This is a genomic window from Bacillus sp. KH172YL63, assembly GCF_011398925.1.
Classification (GTDB): Bacteria; Bacillota; Bacilli; order Bacillales; family Bacillaceae_B; genus Rossellomorea.
Genome location: NZ_AP022842.1, coordinates 4025306 through 4048553, shown reverse-complemented (window position 1 = coordinate 4048553; position 23248 = coordinate 4025306). Strand labels below are relative to the sequence as shown.

At 47.4% G+C, this 23248-nt stretch carries 24 protein-coding genes and 2 riboswitches; of the genes, 16 read left to right on the top strand and 8 right to left on the bottom strand.

Features of this window, described 5'->3' with window-relative positions; all coding sequences use genetic code 11:
* The first annotated feature begins 413 nt into the window (after positions 1–413).
* The 8 genes from KH172YL63_RS20530 (at position 414) to KH172YL63_RS20500 (ending at position 5577) form a co-directional block, all read left to right on the top strand.
* Positions 414–1424 (top strand): rod shape-determining protein, encoded by a 1011-nt coding sequence (locus KH172YL63_RS20530; RefSeq protein WP_173107821.1) that lies wholly within the window; start codon positions 414–416, stop codon positions 1422–1424.
* Between the two features lie 55 nt (positions 1425–1479).
* Positions 1480–2319 carry a flagellar hook-basal body protein gene (locus tag KH172YL63_RS20525; RefSeq protein ID WP_173107820.1) on the top strand — a complete coding sequence of 280 codons (840 nt, stop codon included), beginning with the start codon at positions 1480–1482 and terminating at the stop codon, positions 2317–2319.
* A 59-nt stretch (positions 2320–2378) separates the two neighbouring features.
* On the top strand, positions 2379–3221 hold the full coding sequence (locus KH172YL63_RS20520; protein ID WP_173107819.1) for a flagellar hook-basal body protein: 843 nt from the start codon (positions 2379–2381) through the stop codon (positions 3219–3221).
* Positions 3222–3236: 15 nt separating this feature from the next.
* Positions 3237–3515, top strand: coding sequence for a DNA-directed RNA polymerase subunit beta (locus KH172YL63_RS20515; protein WP_173107818.1), 279 nt, complete (start codon positions 3237–3239; stop codon positions 3513–3515).
* 328 nt (positions 3516–3843) lie between these two features.
* The gene (gene fabZ, locus KH172YL63_RS20510) at positions 3844–4275 is read left to right on the top strand and encodes a 3-hydroxyacyl-ACP dehydratase FabZ (RefSeq protein ID WP_034765205.1); all 432 of its coding nucleotides are present in this window, start codon (positions 3844–3846) and stop codon (positions 4273–4275) included.
* A 184-nt stretch (positions 4276–4459) separates the two neighbouring features.
* Complete coding sequence (locus KH172YL63_RS20505) at positions 4460–4723, top strand: hypothetical protein (protein ID WP_173107817.1); 264 nt, start codon at positions 4460–4462, stop codon at positions 4721–4723.
* Positions 4724–4906: 183 nt separating this feature from the next.
* A complete protein-coding gene (locus KH172YL63_RS21895) occupies positions 4907–5101 on the top strand; it encodes a TFIIB-type zinc finger domain-containing protein (protein ID WP_442858745.1) in 195 nt (64 codons plus the stop codon).
* Positions 5102–5271: 170 nt separating this feature from the next.
* A riboswitch (cyclic di-GMP riboswitch) is annotated at positions 5272–5406 on the top strand.
* A gap of 36 nt (positions 5407–5442) precedes the next feature.
* Complete coding sequence (locus KH172YL63_RS20500; RefSeq protein ID WP_232066218.1) at positions 5443–5577, top strand: anti-repressor SinI family protein; 135 nt, start codon at positions 5443–5445, stop codon at positions 5575–5577.
* A gap of 42 nt (positions 5578–5619) precedes the next feature.
* Here the strand turns inward: KH172YL63_RS20500 and KH172YL63_RS20495 are convergent, their stop codons facing one another.
* Both KH172YL63_RS20495 and KH172YL63_RS20490 read right to left on the bottom strand, forming a co-directional pair.
* A complete protein-coding gene (locus KH172YL63_RS20495) occupies positions 5620–5922 on the bottom strand; it encodes a helix-turn-helix domain-containing protein (RefSeq protein WP_173107815.1) in 303 nt (100 codons plus the stop codon).
* 120 nt (positions 5923–6042) lie between these two features.
* A complete protein-coding gene (locus KH172YL63_RS20490) occupies positions 6043–6483 on the bottom strand; it encodes a YwpF-like family protein (RefSeq protein WP_173107814.1) in 441 nt (146 codons plus the stop codon).
* A 271-nt stretch (positions 6484–6754) separates the two neighbouring features.
* Between KH172YL63_RS20490 and KH172YL63_RS20485 the strand changes: the two genes are divergently transcribed.
* Positions 6755–7132: a single-stranded DNA-binding protein gene (locus tag KH172YL63_RS20485; RefSeq protein ID WP_173107813.1), complete on the top strand. Its 378-nt coding sequence runs from the start codon at positions 6755–6757 to the stop codon at positions 7130–7132.
* Between the two features lie 26 nt (positions 7133–7158).
* Positions 7159–7332 (top strand): hypothetical protein, encoded by a 174-nt coding sequence (locus tag KH172YL63_RS20480; protein ID WP_173107812.1) that lies wholly within the window; start codon positions 7159–7161, stop codon positions 7330–7332.
* Between the two features lie 235 nt (positions 7333–7567).
* On the opposite strand, the gene KH172YL63_RS20475 is transcribed toward KH172YL63_RS20480, so the two are convergent.
* The 5 genes from KH172YL63_RS20475 to KH172YL63_RS20455 all read right to left on the bottom strand — a co-directional run bounded on the left by KH172YL63_RS20475 (position 7568) and on the right by KH172YL63_RS20455 (position 16131).
* Complete coding sequence (locus tag KH172YL63_RS20475; protein ID WP_173107811.1) at positions 7568–10393, bottom strand: DEAD/DEAH box helicase; 2826 nt, start codon at positions 10391–10393, stop codon at positions 7568–7570.
* On the bottom strand, positions 10386–12029 hold the full coding sequence (locus KH172YL63_RS20470) for an SWIM zinc finger family protein (protein ID WP_173107810.1): 1644 nt from the start codon (positions 12027–12029) through the stop codon (positions 10386–10388). Before KH172YL63_RS20470 ends, KH172YL63_RS20475 begins: the two co-directional genes overlap by 8 nt.
* A gap of 473 nt (positions 12030–12502) precedes the next feature.
* Positions 12503–14008, bottom strand: a complete 1506-nt coding sequence (locus KH172YL63_RS20465; RefSeq protein ID WP_269475218.1) for an alkaline phosphatase — start codon at positions 14006–14008, stop codon at positions 12503–12505.
* 198 nt (positions 14009–14206) lie between these two features.
* A complete protein-coding gene (locus tag KH172YL63_RS20460; protein ID WP_173107808.1) occupies positions 14207–15442 on the bottom strand; it encodes an efflux RND transporter periplasmic adaptor subunit in 1236 nt (411 codons plus the stop codon).
* Between the two features lie 23 nt (positions 15443–15465).
* Positions 15466–16131 (bottom strand): hypothetical protein, encoded by a 666-nt coding sequence (locus tag KH172YL63_RS20455; protein ID WP_173107807.1) that lies wholly within the window; start codon positions 16129–16131, stop codon positions 15466–15468.
* A 261-nt stretch (positions 16132–16392) separates the two neighbouring features.
* A riboswitch (cyclic di-GMP riboswitch) is annotated at positions 16393–16466 on the bottom strand.
* A gap of 197 nt (positions 16467–16663) precedes the next feature.
* Between KH172YL63_RS20455 and KH172YL63_RS20450 the strand changes: the two genes are divergently transcribed.
* Positions 16664–16825 carry a hypothetical protein gene (locus KH172YL63_RS20450; protein ID WP_173107806.1) on the top strand — a complete coding sequence of 54 codons (162 nt, stop codon included), beginning with the start codon at positions 16664–16666 and terminating at the stop codon, positions 16823–16825.
* Between the two features lie 158 nt (positions 16826–16983).
* On the opposite strand, the gene KH172YL63_RS20445 is transcribed toward KH172YL63_RS20450, so the two are convergent.
* Positions 16984–17397 (bottom strand): helix-turn-helix domain-containing protein, encoded by a 414-nt coding sequence (locus tag KH172YL63_RS20445; RefSeq protein WP_173107805.1) that lies wholly within the window; start codon positions 17395–17397, stop codon positions 16984–16986.
* A gap of 534 nt (positions 17398–17931) precedes the next feature.
* Here KH172YL63_RS20445 and KH172YL63_RS20440 point away from each other — a divergent pair.
* The 5 genes from KH172YL63_RS20440 (at position 17932) to hutU (ending at position 23247) form a co-directional block, all read left to right on the top strand.
* Positions 17932–18489, top strand: a complete 558-nt coding sequence (locus tag KH172YL63_RS20440) for an REP-associated tyrosine transposase (RefSeq protein WP_173107804.1) — start codon at positions 17932–17934, stop codon at positions 18487–18489.
* 115 nt (positions 18490–18604) lie between these two features.
* Positions 18605–19087, top strand: a complete 483-nt coding sequence (locus KH172YL63_RS20435) for a hypothetical protein (protein WP_173107803.1) — start codon at positions 18605–18607, stop codon at positions 19085–19087.
* 230 nt (positions 19088–19317) lie between these two features.
* Positions 19318–19764, top strand: coding sequence for a histidine utilization transcription antiterminator HutP (gene hutP / locus KH172YL63_RS20430; protein WP_173107802.1), 447 nt, complete (start codon positions 19318–19320; stop codon positions 19762–19764).
* Positions 19765–20051: 287 nt separating this feature from the next.
* Positions 20052–21584, top strand: coding sequence for a histidine ammonia-lyase (hutH, locus tag KH172YL63_RS20425; protein ID WP_173107801.1), 1533 nt, complete (start codon positions 20052–20054; stop codon positions 21582–21584).
* Positions 21577–23247: a urocanate hydratase gene (gene hutU, locus KH172YL63_RS20420; RefSeq protein ID WP_173107800.1), complete on the top strand. Its 1671-nt coding sequence runs from the start codon at positions 21577–21579 to the stop codon at positions 23245–23247. The genes hutH and hutU overlap by 8 nt, the downstream gene beginning before the upstream one ends.
* The last annotated feature ends 1 nt before the right edge of the window (position 23248 follow it).

The following is a 23248-nucleotide window of genomic DNA, read 5'->3' as shown; positions in this document are numbered from 1 at the left end:
ATACGCCAAGCCCCAGAAAGATGGGTGACGCTTGGTGTGTTTTTTGTTTTGTGGTTTTGCCTGTTGAATTTTGGGGTTGTGTTGCCTGACAAATAAAGGGGAGTGTTTGTCAGTTGAATTAGCGCTGAATTTTAACTGACAACATAACGGTAAAATTCAACAGACAAAAAATTGATTGATTTCAACAGGTAAACCCGATCTTAACCCCAGTCCACCACCCCCTACATATTCCCAAAAATATAACAAAATTGATACATTTTTTTGACAAATACCATCTCGCTTCGACAAATTTATGGTAAAATAATTAATTAGGTGAAAGTTTTGGCTTAACGTTTTAACGTAATGACAAACAAGTGAAACTATAGATGAAAATGTAATGATGACTTTGTATAAGAAGAAGGGAGAAACACAAGATGTTCGCGAAAGATATTGGGATTGACCTTGGTACGGCTAATGTTTTAATTCATGTTAAAGGAAAAGGGATTGTCTTGAATGAGCCATCGGTTGTGGCGCTTGACAAGAACACCGGCAAGGTATTGGCGGTTGGGGAGGAAGCCCGCCGCATGGTCGGACGTACTCCTGGAAATATTGTGGCTACACGCCCATTAAAAGATGGAGTAATTGCAGATTTCGATGTGACAGAGGCGATGTTGAAGCATTTCATTAATAAATTGAATGTAAAAGGCTTCCTTTCTAAGCCAAGAATCCTGATCTGCTGCCCGACGAATATTACAAGTGTAGAGCAAAAGGCAATCAGGGAAGCAGCTGAAAAGAGCGGCGGTAAGAAGATTTACCTGGAAGAAGAGCCTAAAGTGGCGGCAATCGGTGCCGGCATGGACATCTTCAACCCGACTGGAAACATGGTCGTGGACATCGGTGGCGGAACGACGGACGTAGCGGTTCTGTCCATGGGTGACATCGTGACGAGTCAATCGATCAAGATGGCCGGCGATAAGTTTGATCACGAAATCCTGAATTATATTAAAAAAGAGTACAAGCTTCTGATCGGTGAGCGTACAGCCGAGGATATCAAGGTGAATATCGGAACTGTGTTCTCTGAGACGCTTGAAGAGGACCGGAAAGAAATGAGCATCCGTGGACGTGACATGGTGTCAGGTCTTCCACGCACCATCACAGTGACGTCGAAAGAAATCGAAGGGGCCCTTCGTGAATCAGTTGGCGTAATCGTTCAGGCTGCGAAGAACGTACTTGAAAAGACGCCGCCGGAATTATCAGCTGATATCATCGACCGCGGAGTGATTTTAACAGGCGGTGGAGCCCTTCTGCACGGAATGGACACACTACTAGCAGAAGAGCTGAAAGTACCGGTACTGATTGCAGAAAACCCAATGGATTGCGTAGCGATCGGTACAGGGTTGATGCTTGAGAACATCGACAAAATTTCAAGAAGAAGAATCGGATAAGCATCCCGTCACTCTTTCCATGTGAAAACAGCAAGAAAATGATGAGGTGAAAGAAATGTTTCGCGGATTTTATTCAGTAGCATCAGGCATGCTTTCTCAACAGAGAAAGACCGAAATGTTAACGAACAATATGTCCAATGCCAATACTCCAGGGTATAAGGCGGATCAGGCGTCCATGAGGGCGTTCCCTGAGATGCTTCTTGACCGAATGGACCAGACATCCCTCCCGACAGAAAAGACGCTCAACCTTCCTTTTAACAACAAGGTGGGCGCACTTAATACTGGGGTCTATATGCAGGAGACGATCCCTTCTTTCATGCAGGGAGACTTACAGGAAACGGGGAGAACCCTTGATCTTGCCCTGATAGATCTGTCTATGCCGACCAATGAAGAAACAGGGACGAGCGGATCTGTTTTCCTGACCGTAGAAGGTGGGGACGGACTTAAACGGTATACCCGGAACGGCAATCTGACTGTGAACGGCAACGGATTTCTGACGACGAACAGCGGTTACTATGTTTTGGATGAGAATGGTGAAAGGATCCAGCTGGACAGTGATTCCTTCACTGTTGGGGAAAAGGGTCAGATCACGGTCGGAGAGAACGTCGTGGCGACATTGGGTATCGGGTTTTCGGACAACCCTCATCGCCTTGTTAAGCAGGGGGACGGACTATTTGTCACGGAAGGGAATGTTCCTCTTCCAAATGCGAATGAAGAAGGCGATGTCTCGTTTGCCACGAGACAGGGATTCCTGGAACGGTCCAACGTTGATGCTTCCCGGACGATGACTGACATGCTTTCTGCTTACAGGGCGTTTGAAGCGAATCAAAAGGTCCTGCAGGCGTATGACCGCAGTATGGAAAAAGCGGCCAACGAAATCGGCAGGGTCAACTGATAGTAAAGATTGTAAATGAATTTCGCCACTGAATACCTTATAATAGGGGAGAACATGTCATGAATCGAACGATGATTACAGCAACCAACACACTAAGCCAATTACAAAAACAGATGGACATGATCGGTCACAACCTGTCGAACGCTGATACAAATGGCTACAAGCGACGGGATGCAACATTCACTGATCTCCTCGTGCAGCAGGTGAAAAACCAGCGTGTGGACAAGTTTGAAGCAGGCAGGCTCACTCCCCTTGGCGTAAGGGAAGGAAATGGTGCCAAGCTTTCTCAATCTCAACTGATTTTGAATCAGGGCTCGCTGAAAGCAACCGGACGCCAGCTTGATTTTGCCATCACGAATGACAGGCAGTTCTTTAAAGTGCTTGCTCAGGATGATAAAACGAGTGCTGTTCGCTTTACACGTGACGGAGCATTCTATGCCAATCCAACCGGGAATGGTGAAGCGATGCTCCTCAACGCAAGCGGCTTGCCGATCCTGGATGAAAATGATAACTTCATCACTTTCCCTGAAGACTCATCTTCATTCTCATTAGGAGAAGGTGGTGTGCTGACGGTAACGGGATCAGGTGGAGGAGAGCAACAATTCAATCTGGGCATCATCACTGTTGAAAAACCACAATTCCTTGAGCAGTTCGGAGGTAATCTGTTAGGGTTTGCAGACAACCTGGATGCACTCGGCGTAACGGAGGATGAAGTGGTGACCAACGTCATCGGGGGAGCCCGGTCTGACATTTCAATGGTGCAGAGCTCACTTGAAGGCTCGAATGTAGATATTAGCAAAGAAATGACCGACATGCTGAACGTGCAACGATCATATCAATTTCAAGCCCGCTCGATCACACTTGCTGATCAAATGATGGGGCTTGTAAACGGGATACGCTAAAAGGAGTTAAACGCTATGAGTGAAAAAGAGCTGCTACAAGAAGGAAAAGCGACAAGAGAATCAGTGAAAGCAGAAAAAAAGGCGAAGCAGAATAACGAGTCCAAACCATCTCGCTGGGTGCGTGTCCGCATGCTTCCGATCTGGCTCCGGATCCTTCTGTTCATCCTTCTTCTTGCAGGAAGCCTCGCACTGGGTGCCGTCACAGGCTTCGCAGTCATCGGCAACGGCCAGGCAGCCGACGTCTTCAAAGCAGAAACCTGGCAGCACATCTTTGACATCGTAACTAAGAAATAAATTGTATTGAGAGGGACGGACCTCCAAATATTCAGCTTTTTTCGCTGGGATTCCTGGTAGTATGGGGTTTCTGGTGGGAGGGGGATGGATTTGGAGGTCCGTCCTTCTTTTTGTTGTGGCGGAGTTGTGGCGGAGAGTTTGGGGACGGACCTGGGATTTACTGCTGTTGAGTAGGAGAGAAGCTTGATAAACAAGGGTTTTTTATGAATAAGGGTGCGGTTTTCGAGGTCCGTCCCCAAAGAACCCCACCAGGTCTTTCTCCGGTTGCTATTCCAACGTCTGTTTTTGTACAATAAGGTGTACATACATATTGGTAGGAGGAATTTTGATGCTTGATATTAATGAGATTAAAGAGATCATTCCCCATCGTTATCCGTTTTTGTTGGTGGACCGGATTTTAGAGGTGGAGGAAGGCAAGAAGGCAGTTGGGATCAAGAATGTGACTGCGAATGAGGAGTTCTTTAATGGTCACTTCCCTGATTACCCGGTGATGCCTGGCGTACTGATCGTGGAAGCGCTGGCGCAGGTTGGGGCTGTTGCGATGCTGAAGGTGGAAGACAATCGTGGACGTCTGGCATTCTTTACAGGCATCGATAAATGCCGATTCAAGCGTCAGGTGAAGCCTGGGGATCAGCTGAGGCTTGAGGTGGAAATGATCCGCTTTAAAGGGCCGATCGGTAAAGGAAAAGGTGTCGCGACAGTTGACGGCGAAGTCGCTTGCGAGCTTGAAATGATGTTTGCCCTTGGAGATAAACAGTAGACCGTATAACGGGATTGGCGTGTTTCAATACATGCCAATCCTTTTTTTTATACCTCCCCTCAAGTGAAACCAATTCTTTCCCTGTGAAAATTCTTCCTCACCGTGCAACTAAAATCATTTTATGGGAAAGCTAACAAAAGACCAACGCAACGGTCTTATTCCACTTGAGAAAGGAGTCACCATCATGAGCAAAAAATTATTATCGATTCTCGGCGGATCAGTGTTTGCCGCAATGCTTTTAGTAGGATGTAATGCCGACCAGGAGCCTCCTCCGGAAGATGAAGCACCAATGGAAGAGGATGGGGACATGAACGAAGAGAATTATCCAGAGTCTGAGGACAAAAACGTGGAAGGCGATAAAGATGCCACGAAGGATAATAATACGCCTGAAGAAGATATCATAGAAGATGATATTGATGTGCAGGATGAGGATCATAAAGACGAATAGTAAATGAAGGGGGTGACTTAAGGTCGCCTCTTTTTTTAATGAATTTTCAGAAAACTATTCCAAATTTATATTACATAGGGTAAAGTTAAAGTAAGAGTTCGCAATAATGAACAATCCCGTTACATACAAGAAAACCATCTCAGATAAATTGATCATTCCATATATCAAAAATGAGGTGAGGAAATGTATAAAAAAATATGTACCCGTTGTTCCAGATCTTCCTTCAGCAGCTCTGAATCAGGGGAATGGGTATGCCCTTCCTGCGGAAATCAACTAACGGCTTCTCCATTGTATCGCTCGACCTTAAAACCTCAAAATCTGTATCCTCTCAGAAAAAAGCTGGAAGCCTACCAAAAGCAGCAGAAAAGATATCTATAATCTTCGACAAGTTCTTCAATTGTTTTCGTGAATTTCTATTCATAAAAGTGGATGATTTCAGATTTTTGTCAATTAATGTAATAAAACACATCAAATTGATGAAGGATATTTCTTAAAATCTATCAGTGAGAATGGTATTATGGTGGTAAGAAATAGGGTAATGATCAAGTATCAGCTAAAGGCAAACCCATTGAAAGGTGGGGACGCAAAATCACAGGTCTACCGTATTAATAGTAATTAACCAGAGTCTCGCCACATTCACCCATGACCAGGAATATTAATACTATGACGGCTGGGTTGCCTGGAATACATTGATTGTATTTTAGGAGGTAATCACATTGGTGAATAGAGATGTGGATCTTGAATGGGTGGAGTTGATTAAAGAAGCGATAGAGGCGGGCATCAGTAAAGAGCAAATCAGGGAATATTTGCAAAATCATCCCTGTGATTCCGGCATCGAGCATAAAGTGTTATAAGATAAAGAAAGACTTGCGACGATTCGCAAGTCTTTCTTTATTTCACTTATTGGCTTCGATGAATTCACGGAACTGCTGCTTTGTGATACCAGAGTCCATGGCTTCCTCAGCAATTTTTAACCAGTCTCCATCTATGTTTTGATTTTCCGGTTCATCATATAATAGGGCGTCTACGCCAATCCCGAGAGCCGCGGATACTTTCTCTAAAAACTGAATCGACGGGTTTTTTTGGAGATTCCGTTCAATAGAGCTGATATATGATTTGGCAATGCCTGCTTTTTCAGAAAGCTCATTCATAGACATTTTCTTTTGGTTACGATACTTCTTTACTCTCTCTCCAATCAAATGAGCACACCTGCCTCAAAGGTTCTTTATAGAGGTTATTTCCCTGATAAATGAAGAAAATAACCTGATTATCCTCATTATATCAAACCCCATTCATCTGCTCTAGAAGAATTTTACATACTATAACCTAGGTTTTGCCGATGCGGGAATCCTTGGTTTGGAGATCATTTTCTCCCGGAACTCGCGAATCAATTCGTCCCCTGCATACCCCTTTTGTACAAGGTCGTCGAGAAGGATTTCGGCATATTCGTTCCGCTGTTTCTTCAATTTTCCTTCAAACATGATGCTGATATGGTCATCCATTTCCTTGATGCAACGGATCGACGTCATGAAAGCGGCAGGATCATTGGCTTTATGGGAGATGACGACTTGGATTTCCAAGTCCTCTTTACTTTGCTCTGCCTTTTGAAAGAACCGGATGTGTTCATTTGATAAATATGTTTCGACAAGCCACGTACCCTGTCGATCTTCCTTGTTGATGATCAGACCGTCCACAATGTCAAAGTCATGAAGTTCATCATTTTCCACGACCTGCAGTGAAATCACTTTAAAGGTTTTCATGAACGAACAACTCCCATTTAAAGGTTTTTATCAAATTATATCACAGCCATAAATGTTTCCCTAACACATTGAGCGATGAAAAAAAATCGTCGAAACATGCAATTTTGTGTTTTGAGGCCAATTTTTGATGAAAAGTGGTGAAATTCACCTAGGCGAATTTGGCAAATTCAACGCATTTTTGCCTCGAATTTCGGAAATTCATGATTTTACAATAAATGGGGGTGAGAGGTATGATGAGAGCAACTTTAGAGAAAGGAGGGAACACAACACATTGATCAATCAAGTGACCCTGGTGGGGAGGCTGACCAAAGACCCGGAAGCAAGAAAAACGACGGAAGGAAAATCTGTACTCAGTGTAACGGTCGCCGTTAACAGGCCTTACAAGAATCAAAAAGGCCAGGTGGATACGGACTTTGTCCTCTGTACGATTTGGGACCGTGCCGCTGAAAATACGGAAAGGTACTGCCGGAAAGGTTCCATCGTCGGTGTAACCGGGCGCATCCAAACCCGTTATTATGACAATGACCAAGGAAAGCGAACGTATATAACCGAAGTCATCGCTGAAAATGTCCGGTTCCTCGACAACAAGCCTGCATCAACCTCAGCACCGGAAACGACGAAGAAAGAGCCGATCGAATTACCGTTCTAATATTGTTTCATAAAGGAGAGAGACCCGTGGCGAAACTGCAAGACCTTGAAGAACGAATTGACCGGATGGAGAGATTGACAGAAGATCTCATCAAAAAAGTCGCTAGATTGAACGTCGAAAATTTCTACTTATCCCAGCGCGTGACTGCCCTTGAACAAGGCTACGAGTACCGGAATCCGGTGCTGAAAACCTCATCCTGAAAAAGCCCCACCTAGAATTTCCAGACGCATCATCCAACCTATAAGTTCTGTCTCAAATTCCAATGGTTCACCGTATGTTTCCTCTGTATTTCCTCATTAGAAATAAATGTGTGATGTAAGCAAAGTGAGTCGTTCCCCTGCATGTCTTCATGATTGAGCCGGTTTCCTGAGGGAGGCTGGTGTTTTTTTATGACGAGAAAAAGCCCCTTCCCGCTAAGGAAAGAGGCTTTATCATCTATTCCAACACCAATAACGACTCCAGATCCTGATCCGACAATTCGGTCACCCACTGATCGCTGCGGATGATTTCGTCGTTCAGTGCCTGCTTTTTCGTCAGCATGGCATCGATTTTTTCTTCCAGTGTTCCTGAGGAAACGAGCTTGTGGACATGGACAAAGCGTTTTTGTCCGATCCGGTAGGCACGGTCTGTTGCCTGATTTTCAACGGCCGGGTTCCACCAGCGGTCGTAGTGGACGACGTGGTTGGCAGCGGTCAGGTTCAATCCGGTGCCGCCTGCTTTCAGTGACAGGAGGAATACAGGGAACTCGCCTTTTTGGAATTTATCCACGAGTTCATCCCGTTTACCTTTTGCCATGCTTCCGTTCAGGAATGGTACCTTGATATCGAATTCTTTTTTCATCACGTCCTGGATCATTTCTCCCATCGAGATATACTGGGTGAAAATGAGGCACGCTTCCCCGGATTCCAAGGCGGTCTCGACGATGTCCTTGAGCTTCTGCATTTTTTCAGAGCGGGACAGAATCGACTTTGGATCCGGTTCTTTTAAGTAAAGAGCCGGGTGGTTGCAGAGCTGCTTGAGCTGATTCAGCATCTGCAGGATGAGGCCTTTCCGTTCGAACCCGCTCACCGTCTCGATTTGTGCGAGCGTGTCTTTCACGAGCTGTTCATACAGGGCAGCCTGCTCGGCAGTCAGATGGCAATATTCCTTCTGCTCGAGTTTTTCAGGGAGGTTCAGTTCGACTTCCGGATCTTTCTTTGTCCGGCGCAGCAGGAACGGTTTGATTTTCGCCTGCAGCTCTTTCACTTTTTCCTCCGATTCATCCTTCTCGATCGGTGCAATATAGTTTTTCTGATATTGGGTAAATCCGCCAAGATAGCCGTGATTCAGGAAGTCAAAGATCGACCACAGCTCTGACAGCCTGTTTTCCATCGGGGTTCCGGTCAAGGCAATATGATGCTTTCCAGTCAGCTTGCGGATCGCCCGTGACTGCTTCGTGTTGGCATTCTTGATGTTTTGCGCCTCATCTAGTGAGATCGAGGTCCACTCGACTTCTGACAGTTCGTCATAATCGATATGGGACAATCCGTAAGAAGTGAGGATCACATCGACGCCTTTGATCACGCCGGCAAAATCCGCACCCTTCGCCCGGGTCGGCCCGTAATGAAGATGAACCTTCAAGTTCGGTGCGAATTTTTCCAATTCACGCTGCCAGTTTCCGAGAACGGATGTCGGGGCAACGATCAACGATGGTGCCTCCGGTTTCTCGGTTTCCTTCACATGCTGTAAATACGTGATAAGCTGCACCGTTTTCCCGAGTCCCATGTCATCCGCCAGGCAGGCGCCAAAATTGAACTTACGTAAAAAGAGCATCCAGCTCATGCCAAGCTGCTGATACGGTCTGAGCTCACCTTGAAAATCAGCGGGTGTGTCCGTCAACGGGATCGATGAAACATTCGTCAGCTGGTGAATCATCTTTTTCATGGAACGGTTCAGTTCCAGCTGGATTTTGGCATATTTGAAAGGGTCATGCCCTTCGTCATCTTCTTCTACGTTAGATTCGTCGGAATCCCGTGGGACAAGCTCCTGCTCGAGCATATCCTGGATCGAAATGCCTTCCTGCTTCGCTTTGGTCATCATCTGCTGGATCCGGCGAATCATGGCCGGGTCGAGCTTCATCCACTGTCCGCGGATCTTCACCAGACGGCGCTGGTCGTTGACGAGCTGATTGAAATCATCCTCGTTCAGGTCGACGCCGTTCATGGAAAGGCGCCAGTCAAAATCAAGCATGGCGTTCAAGCCCACAAAAGAGGGCCGGTAGCTCGTATCGGTATTCTTCAGCTTCGCCTTCACGAGCACCTGGGCATCCTTCATCGCTTCCCACCAGGACGGCAGCAGGATCTCGATATCCAGGTCGATCAGCTTTTCACTGAGGACCGACAAGAAATCCCAAGCATCGTGTTCACCGAGGGACGTCCGCAGAGAGCCGTCCACATCTCGGAGGATCGGAAGCATCTTCATCCAGCGTTCCTGCTCTTCAGACACTTCACCTAAATGTTTTTTCCAGGAAGGGGGGACGGTGTCTTCTGTCAATGACACAACCCGGTTCGTTCTCTTTCGGTCACGGAGAATCGTCTCAAGCTCCCAAGACTCATCTTCATCAAGCGGTTCAGAAATCCGGAGACCCATTGAAAACGGAAGCTCTTCATCGGCTCCGGCAATCCATTCACTCCAGCGCTTCTCATCGAAATAAGCATCAAGCTCCTCAGACGTCAGCGTACTGTCCTTCAACTTCTGGATCCGCTTCATCGCATGAGAACCCCCTGAAGCCATCGCCTCATTCAACGCCCCCTGGAACCAATTTTCCGTGAGCTTTTTGAGGGACGGACCTCCATCAGGAAGCGTCTCTTCCCAAAACTCGTCATTGAAATTGCCCCACACTTCATCAGGGATATGGAACTGAAGGCCTGTTTCCTGCCATTCCCCGAACCTCGGCAGCCAGCGCCCCTCTTCCAGCGCTTCATACATGACCGGTGCAATCGCGATGCACGCCTGACCGGTCTCATCCCAGTCCCACTGTATCATGCTGCTGAAATGTTCACCGGCAAGGAGGGTCAGAAACTGCCATTGTGTGACCGGGATCCCGTTGTCCTCTTCCTGAAGGAGGGTCCCGTAATAGCTTTCCTCATGCCAAAGAAACAGCTGCCCTTTCCAATCTTTGGGCGGAAGAAGCTCTCCCTTGTCGTTTTCCGCCGTGATGAAGAAACGGTCTTCATATTCAGTTGTATGGACATTGATTTTGACGGAAGACAGTTTAAGCATCGATTAATTTACCCTTTCTGCACTCTTCTTGGAACGCCCGTAGCCGCTTATATTTCTCCAGGATATAGGAGAGATACGCGTCCCATTTATCTATAGACTTCGTTTTTTTATAAATCGTCCGGATCTTCTTCATGTAACGGACAGCAAGCTTATAGCTGTCCCGGTTTTTCTGCTCGATCGCTTCCATGACGCCTGTATAATAGATCGGCAGTGCGAGCTCCGGTGCTTCCTTTGTCACATCCCGGAGGCCCATGCCGTCCATTTCCCTGATGCTGTAGCTCATATAACGCTGCAGCTCAACCCACTCCCGGTAGGCTTTCGCGTTGATGAGGTACTCATTGTACGAGAAGAAGCTGTATGGGAGCATCGACAGCAGAAGCTCATTCACAAGCCCACTGTCCTTTTCCATCAGCCAATCCATCGGCAGAATCCGAACGAACCAGCGGACAAATCGGGTCGCCTCGTAATAATCCAGCCCCTCGACATGGGCAGGAAGCCGTGACAACAGATGGCGAACAAGAAAGAATCCGACCTCATACCGTTTTCCGGAGAAAAACTTACGGAGCCAGAACTCACTGAATGGGACAAGCTCAGATCCAAGCTGATCAACGACTGCATCTGCTTTCTCCAAATCCTCAAGAAGCAGGTATTGATGAAGGAGCGCCACGTGATGGAAGGTCTCATCCTCATTGGCCTGTGCTTCCAACCGGGCAATCTCATCCTTGCGCCACGACTTCTGCTTGAACAGGTAGTACCACAGGAAGCGGTACACTTCCGCTTTCATCATCGTACTGTTTTCTGCAGAATCGCTCATGTCGACCGTCTTTGTTTTCAAAAAAGCAATGAAGGGGTCGAAACTGAACGGCATGGCGTGAATCGACAGCTTCTCGACCGCATCCTCCATCTCACCGAGCAGGAAATCATACATGCTGTACTGCTCCCGGCTCAGCTCCACATTCTGCTCCTGAAGGCGTGTATCAATCTCAATCGACAGAAAGAAGGTCGCAAACAGCTGATAAAGCGGCTTCCATTCCCGTTCAAACGGCGCTTCCTTCATGAAACGCTTCGTCATATTCTGGACGAGGACATCCATCAAATAGGGCTGCCTTTCAAGTAAATCCATATCCTCCTGCCTCAGAAGGGACTCAAAGAACTGCCACCATTCCTCCGGCGTATTGCCCCGTGTTTTCCGTTCATTCAATAGATCGCTGGCTTTACGGAGGGCACCGGAACCGCCGTGCTTCTTCAATAAATCATCCAAAGACTTAGGTTCCCCGGCAGACGCCTGAGACCGGCTCCGCCAATCCTGGATCCACTCACTCACACGGCCCACCTTGTTGTACAGCACAAAGAAAGTGGCCATCTGATGCCGGCACCAGCCGTTTGACGGACACGAACACTTGCTCAACAGGGGAAACGACAAATTCAGCTCAATTGAAACAGGCGTCACATCCTGCACCTCAGCCGTCACTTCCTCATCCCGCACTTTCACATTCGAAACCAGGTTCTGACGGAACAAGAGGAGCCCCTTGGACACAACATTCTTACCAGCATCCTGATTCGGGTCCAGCTCACCCTGTATCGACTGACTCATCGGAAGCAACTTATCCTTCAACTCCTGAATACGAATCGACATCAACCAACCTCTCCAATCTATAAAATCGCATTCTTTTATTATAACGTAAAAGGAGGGGGAAAAGGAACCGGCGGGGCGGGGAAGTGGTGGGAAGGGTGGTGTGGGGTTGTCGAATTGTGGTGGAGGGTGGTGTCAGGTATGGGGAGCGTTGGTGATGAGAGGGGGTGATCATATGTGGGGAAGTTGATAATAAAAGGGGCGGAGTCGATAATATATTGGGAAAGTCGATAATATAAGGGTGAGAGTTGATAATAAGCGGAGTGAAGTCGATAATATACAGGCTCAACTCGATAATATATTGTTTGTCGAACCTCTTATAAGGAGGCCTGACACCAGCCGGTAGATCGCTTATTGAAAATAAAATGCTGGATTTGAAAATAAAACCCTCATTTTTGAAAATAAAACCCCGGAATTGAAAACAAACCACCCCAATTTGAAAATAAACACAATCACGCTCCGCTCAAATCCCCATCTCAGCCCTCCACATGCACATAAAACGTCTTCCCATCGAACACATTTACACTGTTCAACATCACTTTCTCATCATTTCTCCAATAAAAGTTCTTGTTTTCTGGAAAACGGAGCACTTCTTCACCCCGGACTGCTACCAGGACGGGATTTTCAGAGGTCCGTCCCTCAATCCGTACCTGATAGCCCTTTTCCCGAAAAATAGTCATCCCGTCGACATACCAATGGGCGAGTTTTCCCGAAGTTAAGGAAAAGCCGAGGTAATCGGAAATCACCCTGGGGATGTCGGTGTTGTCGATCAGTCCCACTGGTTTACCGGGTCCGTATGCATATAGAAATACGTCTTCCCCGGTGTGGCCGTGGGTGGTGAAGCCCAGGTTGGCCCGCTTTGCCATCAGTTTGACCATGTGGTTCTCGAATTCTTCTGCCGTGGCGGCACGTTTCATCAGAGAAAATTCTTTACTGCTCAGATTCTTAAGCCCATAGTTTGTCAGGACCTTTTTTAAATTAGAGCGGTCCGGTTTGAGCTGGGAGACGGCACCTTTAACGGTGAGCCTGGCTTTTTTGAGTGGTTCTACAAATTTACCGGCAGGCAGGTGCTTGTAGTCACCGTTCGTGTGTTGATTCCCGAGGGTAAGGCCGCTATTTCCGTGATCGGTGACGGCGATGACCATCGTATTCTTGTCTTTTCGGGCAAATGCCAGCGCTTCACCGACCGCGTCATCAAAGCTCAGCACCTCGCTGATCATGCCGACAGGATCGTTTTTGTGGGCGGCCCAGTCGACCTTGCTGCCTTCGACCATGAGGAAAAAGCCTTTGTCGCCTTCGGAAAGTTTGTTGATGGCGGCATGGGTCATCTCTTTAAGTGACGGCTCGTCGGGATGGAGTTTGCGTCGGTCCATTTCAAAAGAGATGTCTTCATTAGCGAAAGAACCCCACAGCTTGCCGGATCCGGTACTGTTTAGAAGTCCGTCCCTCTTCCGTACCAATTGATACTGGTTTGCCTTGATTGTTTCGAGCAGGTTTTCTCCGTCTTCACGGCTGACCTGCTTTGTTTTCAGCATGCCATCGTCGTTTTTGACAGGATTCTTCGTTTGCGGCTTGAGCCAGGCGGCACCACCGCCGAGTACGACATCGAGCCCTTGATGCACCTGCTGTTCACCGATGTCGCCGAATTCATCCCGGTTCAGTGCGTGGGAGGTGAACGCGGCGGGTGTGGCGTGCTGGACCGGGGAGGTGGCGACGATGCCCGTCTTGTAGCCGGACAGCTTTGCTCCTTCAAGGACCGTCAGCACCGGGCGGCCGTCAGGACTCATCCCAATGTAATCGGCACGGGTCTTCATCCCGGTTGCCATGGCAGACCCCGCAGCAGCCGAGTCGGTGATCGCTGACTGTGCTGAATGGGTATGGACGCCGCCTGACAGGATGCTGTCCAGGTGAAGGTCCGTCCCTCGGTACCAGCGGGATAGGGTGAGTATGTCGGAGTTGGTTCCGTCCATGATGAGGAGGATGACGTTTTTGGGCGGGGCTGCGTGGGTGGGGGCGTGATAGAGAGGAGTAGGAGAAGGGTGATGAGTGTTTTAAGTGTTTTCATGGTTAGTGGACTCCTTTTCGCAGTTGGTTATCCACTAGTATTTGTTTGAAGGGAAGGAGTATGTATGTTTCATGAAAAAACCGGCCCTTTTAAAGGGGCCGGTCCTGATCTAATATTATTTCCGTTCCAAAATCCCCAACAGCAAATTCTCCAATACTGCCTGACGATCGAACTTCTTCAAATCCTTCAGTTTCACTTTATCCCAATCAAGGGCCGTAATGAATGTTGCGCCTTTTTGTAGAGCCGGAATGTCATCAGGGTAGATGATATAGTACTCTCCGGCTTTTACGCCAGATTTGATTACCTGCTGTCCGTCGACTTCAAGTCCTGTGGTGACTTTACGCTTTTCTACAGTACCTTTATCGGTAAGGATCCACATATATTTGTTCTTTCCGTCCTTTTCAACGGCGGTTACTGGCACCACCGTTGCACCTTTCACTTCCTCGGTGATGATGGATAGAGCCACATGGTGGCCTGGAAGCAGCTTGTTGTCCGGATCCTGGAGTTTCACTTCAACAGGGTACATGCTGTCTGTTTGGATGTGCGGATTGTTTTTAGGGAGTGTGGCGACTTTGGTCACGATCCCTTTTTGAGTCTTTTTCTCAATGTCCGATTGAACCGTTGCGTTCATGTTTTCGTCGACCGTGATGATTTCCTTTTCGGTGAGGTCAGTCGTGACGATGGTCGCCTGTGAGGCGATGGTGATCAACGGGTTGTCGACTGCATGAGACAGATTTTTGATCGTGCCGGCCACACTGCTTTGAACGGTAAGGGTGGTTTCGTAAGACTCGATATCTTTGATTTGACGCTCAAGATTGTCGATTTGGCTTTCAAGGCGGTCAATTTCAAGTTCTTTATCGGCGATTTCTTTTTTTAAATCGTACTCAGATTGCAAGGCACTTGCGTCAATCGGAATGTCCTTTTCGTCAATTGAAGTGGATGGTAAGGATAATTCTAATCGATTTAAATCCGAGATGTTTTCTTCGATACTATCAATTTCGTCTTCGTATTGATCGACCTCTGACTTCAACACGTTCTTTTGACGCGTTTGGTCGGTCACTTCATACTCATAGAGCGGTGTCCCGGACTCTACCTGGTCCCCTTCTTTTACAAGGAATTTTTTGAAAGAGCCGAATTCGTCGTTGAAATAAAGGTAGTTCTCTTCTTCAGCGTCTACCACGCCGGCTTTGGGCAGTTCCTTGGCAAGGTCGCCTTTCGTGACCGGTTCCCATTCGGCAACACGGACTTCCCGGTCGACTTTGCTGTTCGCTTTTTCAATCAGATATGTATTGGTACCTATGAAAAGGAGCGACACAGTGAGGGTACTATAGAAAATGGTTCGTTTTTTCATGAATGTTCACAGCCTTTTAATAGTTAGATTAGAGTAGATATATCAAGAAACGCCAGAAGTGTAGTAACGCCCCAGAACAATGCATTCGTTAAGAGGATTACCAGCCAAATCACCCAGTTCTTCTGTTGAGTGAGGCGTTTGATTCCTTTGTATTGAATATAGAAAATCCATATCTTAAAAAGTGAGAAGCATCCTAAGAAATAGATGACCAAAGCTTTGCCCGTTATATATTGGGCGATGACCCCAAGCGATAGGGGTGATGAGAACCAGTCAAGAGAAAAGAAGATAGACAAAGGGATATACGTCAGCTTTTCAATTAATAGGATCATCAATACGAGAGCCTGGATGATGACGAGCTTACGGTATTCACCCTCATCTGAAATCGTCCAGAAAATCAGTGCCGGTACGAATAGGACGACTGCTGCATATAATAGACCAGCGATCAGTCTTCCCAGGAAGAAAAGGAATTTTTCCATTTCAAATGTGGCAGGTGACAGTTCCGTTAGTTGTTTTGAAAGAGGATCCATTCCGATTCCGAAAGAGGAAATGAGTCCAAAGACAAGAGCAGATAATAGAATAACAAGGAGAACTTTTTGTTTATATCCTTTCAATCCTTCCGCCACTTGTAACTGATAAAAGAAGTGGGAAGGTTGTCTCAATCCCCGGATGAGTTTAACTTCTTTATGCATGTATGGTTGCCTCCAACTAGTTTAGATTACTCCTTTTATTCTATCGAATATTCTCGAAACTTTCCATAAATTGTAGAATGAAAGTATATAAAATTAAAAAAGCGCCAATAGACGCTTTTACATGTTATACGTTAAATATGTAGTTCCAGCAATTATAGCAATCGTAATAAAAAATAGGCTTACATACATTCCTATCTTTTTATACTTTCTTTTTGCTGCGAATTCCTCGGGTGTCAAAAACGACAACTCTATCCCTCCTAGATTGGTAGCTGGCTGGCAGTGTAGCCCCTATAGCTTTGCGTCATCACCTTTCGATGATTTTGCCCTTATTCATTCCATACCATTCATATATCGGCTAAAAAGAGAGGAAATTGAATGGGTATAAAGTTGTTTTTTGGAGAAAATTCTAATAAATTTTTCTTTCACTTTGTGGTTTTTTCTGGTAATATTGCATAGAATTGATGTTTGAAATGTTGTCTAATAGTGTAATAAGGTGATAGAAACCGTTTTTTATTGTAGGAGGTTGTCTGTTTTGAAAGGAAATGAGAAAACCAATCACCACATTCTCAATGTCATCCAGCAAGCGTTCGACAAAGGCCAACAAGGCAACATGGACACAAACTCCATGATCCACTGGCTCAAACAAGAACTTCAATCAGGATACTCAATAGATGAAAATCAAAAAGCGCTCTAGAAACCCACATCAGGGAATCTAGGCGCTTTTTGTTTTTGTGGTTGGAGGGACGGACCTCATTTTTGAATGGTTTTTCAGACCGGAATCCCGGTTTAGCAATGTTTCTGCTTCTTTTGCGGAGGTCCGTCCCCCACACAACACCCCCCACGGACAAACCTCTACCACTCCTTCAACGTCTGATAAAGGTGGTTGACGTGGGTGATGAATTTTTCTTTGCGTTTTTCTGTGAAGTAGGCGAGGGATGCTAGTGTCCGTTTGAGTTTAGGATGTTCCTGGAGGATCTTGAGGATTTCTTTGTACTCCTCGTCTTCGAAGCTTTCTCTCAGGATCATGGGATGATGGCTTTGGCCGGAAGCGCTGCTTTCTTCTCCGTACATAATCCGGTTCATTTCATAGGTGGGGATTTTGTATACTTCCTTGAAGGTAAGGAGCATTTTATAGGGGATGTCCCTTGTCCCGTTTTCATAATTTGATAATGTGCTCTGGTTGATGTTCAAGCGAAGGGCGGCTTCTCGCTGGCTAAGTTCTAATATGTCATTGCGATAACGTTTTAACTCCACATGTAAGTCCATTGTTTTCACCGACTATCCCGTTTTTCTTCAAGATAAAGGTTTTAATGGGGGTGATTCTGAAATTACACGATTTGAAATATGATTAATGATGACAAATAAATATATTTTGGAAAAAGTATACAATTTTACAGATGAAAGTATTAAAATGTAAATATAGTTGTAACTTTGTCGATTTGAGGCAAAGGTGGAGATGGAATGGGAGAACAGGTCAAGGGGAGTAAAGGGAATGGAACGGAAAGAATTGAGGCAACCAAAATAAAGTGGATTCGTCTGAATCCAGATTCCAAGTTGGTATTCAGCACCAGTAGCACCAGTCATTCCCGAAAGCAACGCATAATCTACTATTCTCAAAAAAGCTTCACCAACGATTAAGGGGTGGGGACGGACCTCTCAGCAGCGGATTTCCGGCCGGTTGTTAGAGATAAAGAGGTCCGTCCCTCAACATGTCCCTTCGAATAAAAAGAAGGATTTTCCATATTTTTGTCGAATAGGGAGTAGGTAAGGTTTTATAATCCGCAGAAGAGGAGTGATGTTATGTCACGGACACCTCGGAATTGGGTTCCGGGATCGACTTACCATGTGACAGCGAGGGGGAACCGAAAGCAGGATCTCTTTCATGATCAGAAAGACCGCAGGAAGTATTTGTTGTATGTGCAAGAGACGAAAGATAAGTACCCGTTCACCATCCACGCCTACTGTTTGATGCCCAATCATATCCATCTTCTCATCGAAACCCAAGAGATTCCCCTCGAAAAGATCATCAGGATCCTTCACACACGCTATGCCGTTTATTTTAATAAGAAATACGATTATGTCGGCCATGTGTTCCAGGGCAGATATGGATCCACGAAAATTGACACCCCATCCTATTTCATCAAGGCAAGCAGATACATCCACCAGAACCCCGTTGAAGCGAAGCTCACCGTCAGTGGCGAACAATACCCGTGGAGCAGCTACCCCTCTTACATTCACTCCATCGATAACCCCCTTCTTTCAAAAGAGCGTACGCTGAATTATTTTCCAGCGCCTCAGATTCAACTTTACAAGAAATTTGTTGAAACGATTGAGAAAAAGGAGAAGTGTGTTGAATGAGTTACAAAATTTGTAAAAAAAATAATATATTTTTGGAAAAATTTAGAGGGTAAAGGGTGTTTGTGTCGAAAAGTATAAGGTGTAGTTCGAAATTCCTATTAAAGGAGGTAGAAATATGAAAAAAGACTTTATACTAGTCTTCGAAGATCTTGCCCTTTCCAACGGGAGCGTGAAGAAATCAAGAAAGCACCTCGTCGTATTTCAAGGCCAGCATTATTACAACAAGTTCGTTGTGGTGAATCGGCCGCCTGGATTCTCCCTCGCATTGGAAAGCATCATGTACTCGGACAGAATTCTTGAAACAGTCGGGTTTACCACGTTGTTCGCTGTTCCCATCGATCGAAATCATGCCATCCCATTCAGGTTCGTCCGGGTAGACGGCCGGGCACCGATGGATTGCCAGGTGGTGCTTGAAAAGCAGGAAGGTACGGAGCAATTGAATATCCGGCCGCTTTATCCCATGGACGGTCCCCTTTCTGAAGAGGACAGGCATGATATTCTATCGTATCTCGGCTTGAAATCTGATGACGGGATCGTCACATGCCTCTTGAACGACCCCCGAGTGTTCAAAGGAAAGGGCAAAAAGCAAGAAGAATAGGGAGGAATGAGGCGAACCTGATTCCCCTAGGTACGTCTTTTTTTGAGGGACGGACCTTCCATCGTGCCGATCATCCCAAGTCACGCCCGAACCCCCTTTACCACGCTACCAAACTACCTCTCTAAGTTTCTAAAATCACCACTTTTTTCGTTGACCTCTTTGAAAGCAGACCATACAATATAAGTAGTTATTAGTATTTTTAGAATTTTCGTATAAGGTGCGAATGCTGCATGAATAAATCAGAACATAGTCGTATCGGAAAGAATGCCATGCTGCTCCTTCTCCTGGATCGTGAGGAAGAAGAGTGGAACCGGCATTTCAATGAATTGAATTGGAGCTATTGCACAGGGAAAATCGGCTCCATGGACAGTCAGAAGATCGTGGCAGCCATTGAAACGGCAGCGAAGCGGAGTGATCTTGTCCGGGAAGATTTGTACCGGGAGATGCATGCCCTGTATCATGCGATCATGGAAGCATTGACTGGCGTCACCCGGGGGCATACCCAGCTCGGTGAGGTGCTTCGTACTGTCGGTCTACGTTTTTCGGTCGTAAGGGGAACGCCGTACGAGAGCGAAGAAGAAGGCGAATGGATAGCGGTCGCCCTGTACGGGACGATCGGTGCGCCGATCAAAGGATTGGAGCACGAGACGATCGGACTTGGAATCAATCATATTTAATAGATGAGAGCCTATAGATCATAGTCAAAAGGGGGCTCGACCACTGGCAGAAGTCTGTCGTTGGTCGGGCCCTCTTTTTGTGTGAGGAAGGTGGCATGGGGTTGGTTTGGTGCGGTGTGGTGAGGTGTCGTGTCGTGTGGCGGGGAGGTCCGTCCCTGAGCAGTTTAAAGTGGTAAAGCACAAGAACCCATTCATACCGCTATTTATAAAAGAAATATAAGTAAATGACATGAAAAAGCGACGGTTTTTAGAGGTCCGTCCCTACAGAAAAAGGAGAGGTGATTGGAATGGTTGAGTTGACGGGTTGTGGTTTGAGTTTGGATGAGGCGAAGCGGGTGATTTTTGGGAAGGAGCTTGTGGAGCTTTCGCCGCTTAGTATGGAGCGGGTGCGGAAGAGTCGTGAGGCGGTTGAGCGGATTGTGAAGGAGAAGCGTGTGGTGTATGGGATCAATACGGGGTTCGGGAAGTTCAGTGATGTGCTGATTGATGCGGAGGATGTGGAAGAGCTGCAGTTGAACCTCATTCATTCACATGCGTGCGGAGTGGGAGATCCTTTCCCGGAGAATGTGTCACGGGCCATGCTGCTTTTGAGATGCAACGCCCTGTTAAAAGGGTATTCGGGTGTCAGGCCGGTCATTGTGGAACGTCTGGCGGAATTTCTGAATAAGGGGATTCATCCGGTCGTTCCTCAGCAGGGATCGCTTGGGGCAAGTGGGGACCTGGCGCCCCTGTCCCATCTCGCACTTGCACTGATGGGTGAGGGGGAAGTCCACTATAAAGGTGAGATCCATCCAACACTATCTGTTCTATCGAAAGAAAATATTTTCCCCGTCCAGCTTCAGGCAAAAGAGGGCTTGGCCCTCATCAACGGGACTCAGGCGATGACGGCGATGGGTGTGATTGGGTACCTTGAAGCAGAAGAGCTTGCTTTCCAAAGTGAGATGATCGCGAGCTTGACGCTGGAAGGACTTAGAGGAATCATGGATGCCTTTGACGAAGATATTCATTTAGTGAGGGGATATCCTCAGCAGGTCGCAACGGCGAGACGAATCCGAACATATCTTGAAGACAGCAAACTCACAACAAAGCAGGGAGAGCTAAGAGTCCAAGATGCCTACTCACTAAGATGCATCCCGCAGGTACACGGAGCTTCCTGGCAGGCACTTGATTATGTAAAAGAAAAGCTGGAAATCGAAATGAACGCAGCGACCGATAACCCGCTGATCTTCGACGACGGGGAAAAGATTATTTCGGGCGGGAATTTCCACGGGCAGCCGATTGCATTCGCCATGGACTTTATGAAAATTGCCGTGGCAGAGCTTGCGAACATCTCGGAAAGACGAATCGAGCGGCTGGTGAATCCGCAGCTGAACGATCTGCCTCCTTTCTTAAGCCCGCAGCCGGGTCTTCAGTCGGGGGCAATGATCATGCAGTACTGCGCCGCCTCACTCGTGTCGGAAAACAAAACGCTCGCCCACCCGGCAAGCGTCGATTCCATCCCGTCTTCAGCGAACCAGGAAGACCACGTCAGCATGGGCACGATCGGATCACGCCACGCCTACCAGATCCTGCAGAATACAAGAAGAGTCCTCGCAGTAGAGCTCATCTGCAACTTACAGGCAGCAGAACATAGAGGGACGGACCTCATGGCAAGCAAGACAAAACAATTTTACGAAGCAGCGAGAAAGGTCATCCCTTCCATCACAAAGGACCGGATTTTCTCGAAAGACATAGAAAAGGCCAACGAATGGCTACAACAAACAACCCTAAGCGCACTGATCACACCAACCAAAACAAAGGAGGAAACGACAAATGGTTAAGGCAGACAAACGAATCGTTCAAGTAAAACGGGGGACGGACCTCGAATGTAAAGGGTGGGAGCAGGAAGCAGTCCTCCGCATGCTCTATAACAATCTTGACCCCGAAGTGGCGGAAATCCCGGAGGAGCTCGTCGTCTACGGCGGCATCGGGAAGGCGGCCCGTAACTGGGAGTCCTTCGACGCTATCGTCCACACATTAAGAAACTTGGAGAACGATGAAACCATGCTCGTTCAATCCGGAAAGCCGGTCGGTGTGTTCAAAACCCATAAAGCGGCGCCAAGGGTCCTGCTGTCAAACTCCGTCCTAGTCCCGAAATGGGCGAACTGGGAGCACTTCCATGAGCTTGATCAAAAAGGCCTGATGATGTACGGACAAATGACGGCGGGAAGCTGGATTTACATCGGGACACAGGGGATCCTTCAAGGGACGTACGAAACGTTCGCGGCACTTGCGAAGAAACATTTCAACAACTCCCTGAAAGGGACGATCACCCTTACAGCGGGACTTGGCGGCATGGGCGGCGCGCAGCCACTTGCCGTCACAATGAATGGAGGAGTCGTAATCGCTGTTGACGTCGACGCAGAGCGCATCCAAAAGCGCCTTGATACAAAATACTGTGACGTGAAAACAGACTCCATCGATGAAGCCCTGATGATGGCGTATGAAGCACGTGACCAGGGCAAGCCTCTTTCCATCGCCTTGCTTGGAAACGCGGCAGAGGTTCATCATGAACTACTCAAGCGTGACGTGAAAATCGATATCGTTACAGACCAGACATCCGCCCACGACCCATTGAACGGCTATGTCCCTGTAGGGTATTCACTCGAAGCAGCGGCAGAGCTCCGGACAAAAGATCCGAAGCGCTACACGGAGCTATCACAAAAAAGCATGGCCCAACATGTAGAAGCGATGCTTGAATTCCAGCACCGGGGATCGATCGTATTCGACTACGGCAACAACATCCGGCAGGTCGCCAAGGACGAAGGAGTCGAGAATGCCTTTGATTTCCCTGGATTCGTTCCGGCCTACATCCGACCGTTATTCTGTGAAGGGAAAGGACCATTCCGCTGGGCAGCGCTGTCCGGTGACCCGGAGGACATCTACAGAACAGACCGTTTAATCAAAGAGCTTTTTCCTGAAAACGAAGCGCTGAACCGCTGGATTGATATGGCGCAGGAACAGGTGGCGTTCCAGGGCCTTCCTTCCCGGATCTGCTGGCTTGGCTACGGGGAACGTGTGAAGATGGGTCTTGCCATCAACGAACTGGTGAAAAACGGCGAGCTGAAAGCACCGGTCGTCATCGGCCGCGACCATCTTGACTGCGGATCCGTTGCTTCACCAAACCGGGAAACCGAAAGCATGAAGGACGGCAGTGATGCAGTAGGTGACTGGGCGATCCTGAACGCCCTCATCAACACAGCGGCAGGCGGTTCCTGGATCTCCTTCCACCACGGCGGTGGCGTTGGGATGGGTTACTCCCTTCATGCAGGAATGGTCGTTGTCGCAGACGGAACGGACCTTGCCCGGGAACGCCTGGAAAGAGTGCTCACAACCGACCCTGGGATGGGCGTCATCCGCCACGTCGACGCAGGCTATGACATCGCCGAGAAAACAGCAGAAAAGCACAACATCCACATTCCGATGAACAAAGGAGGAGAATAAC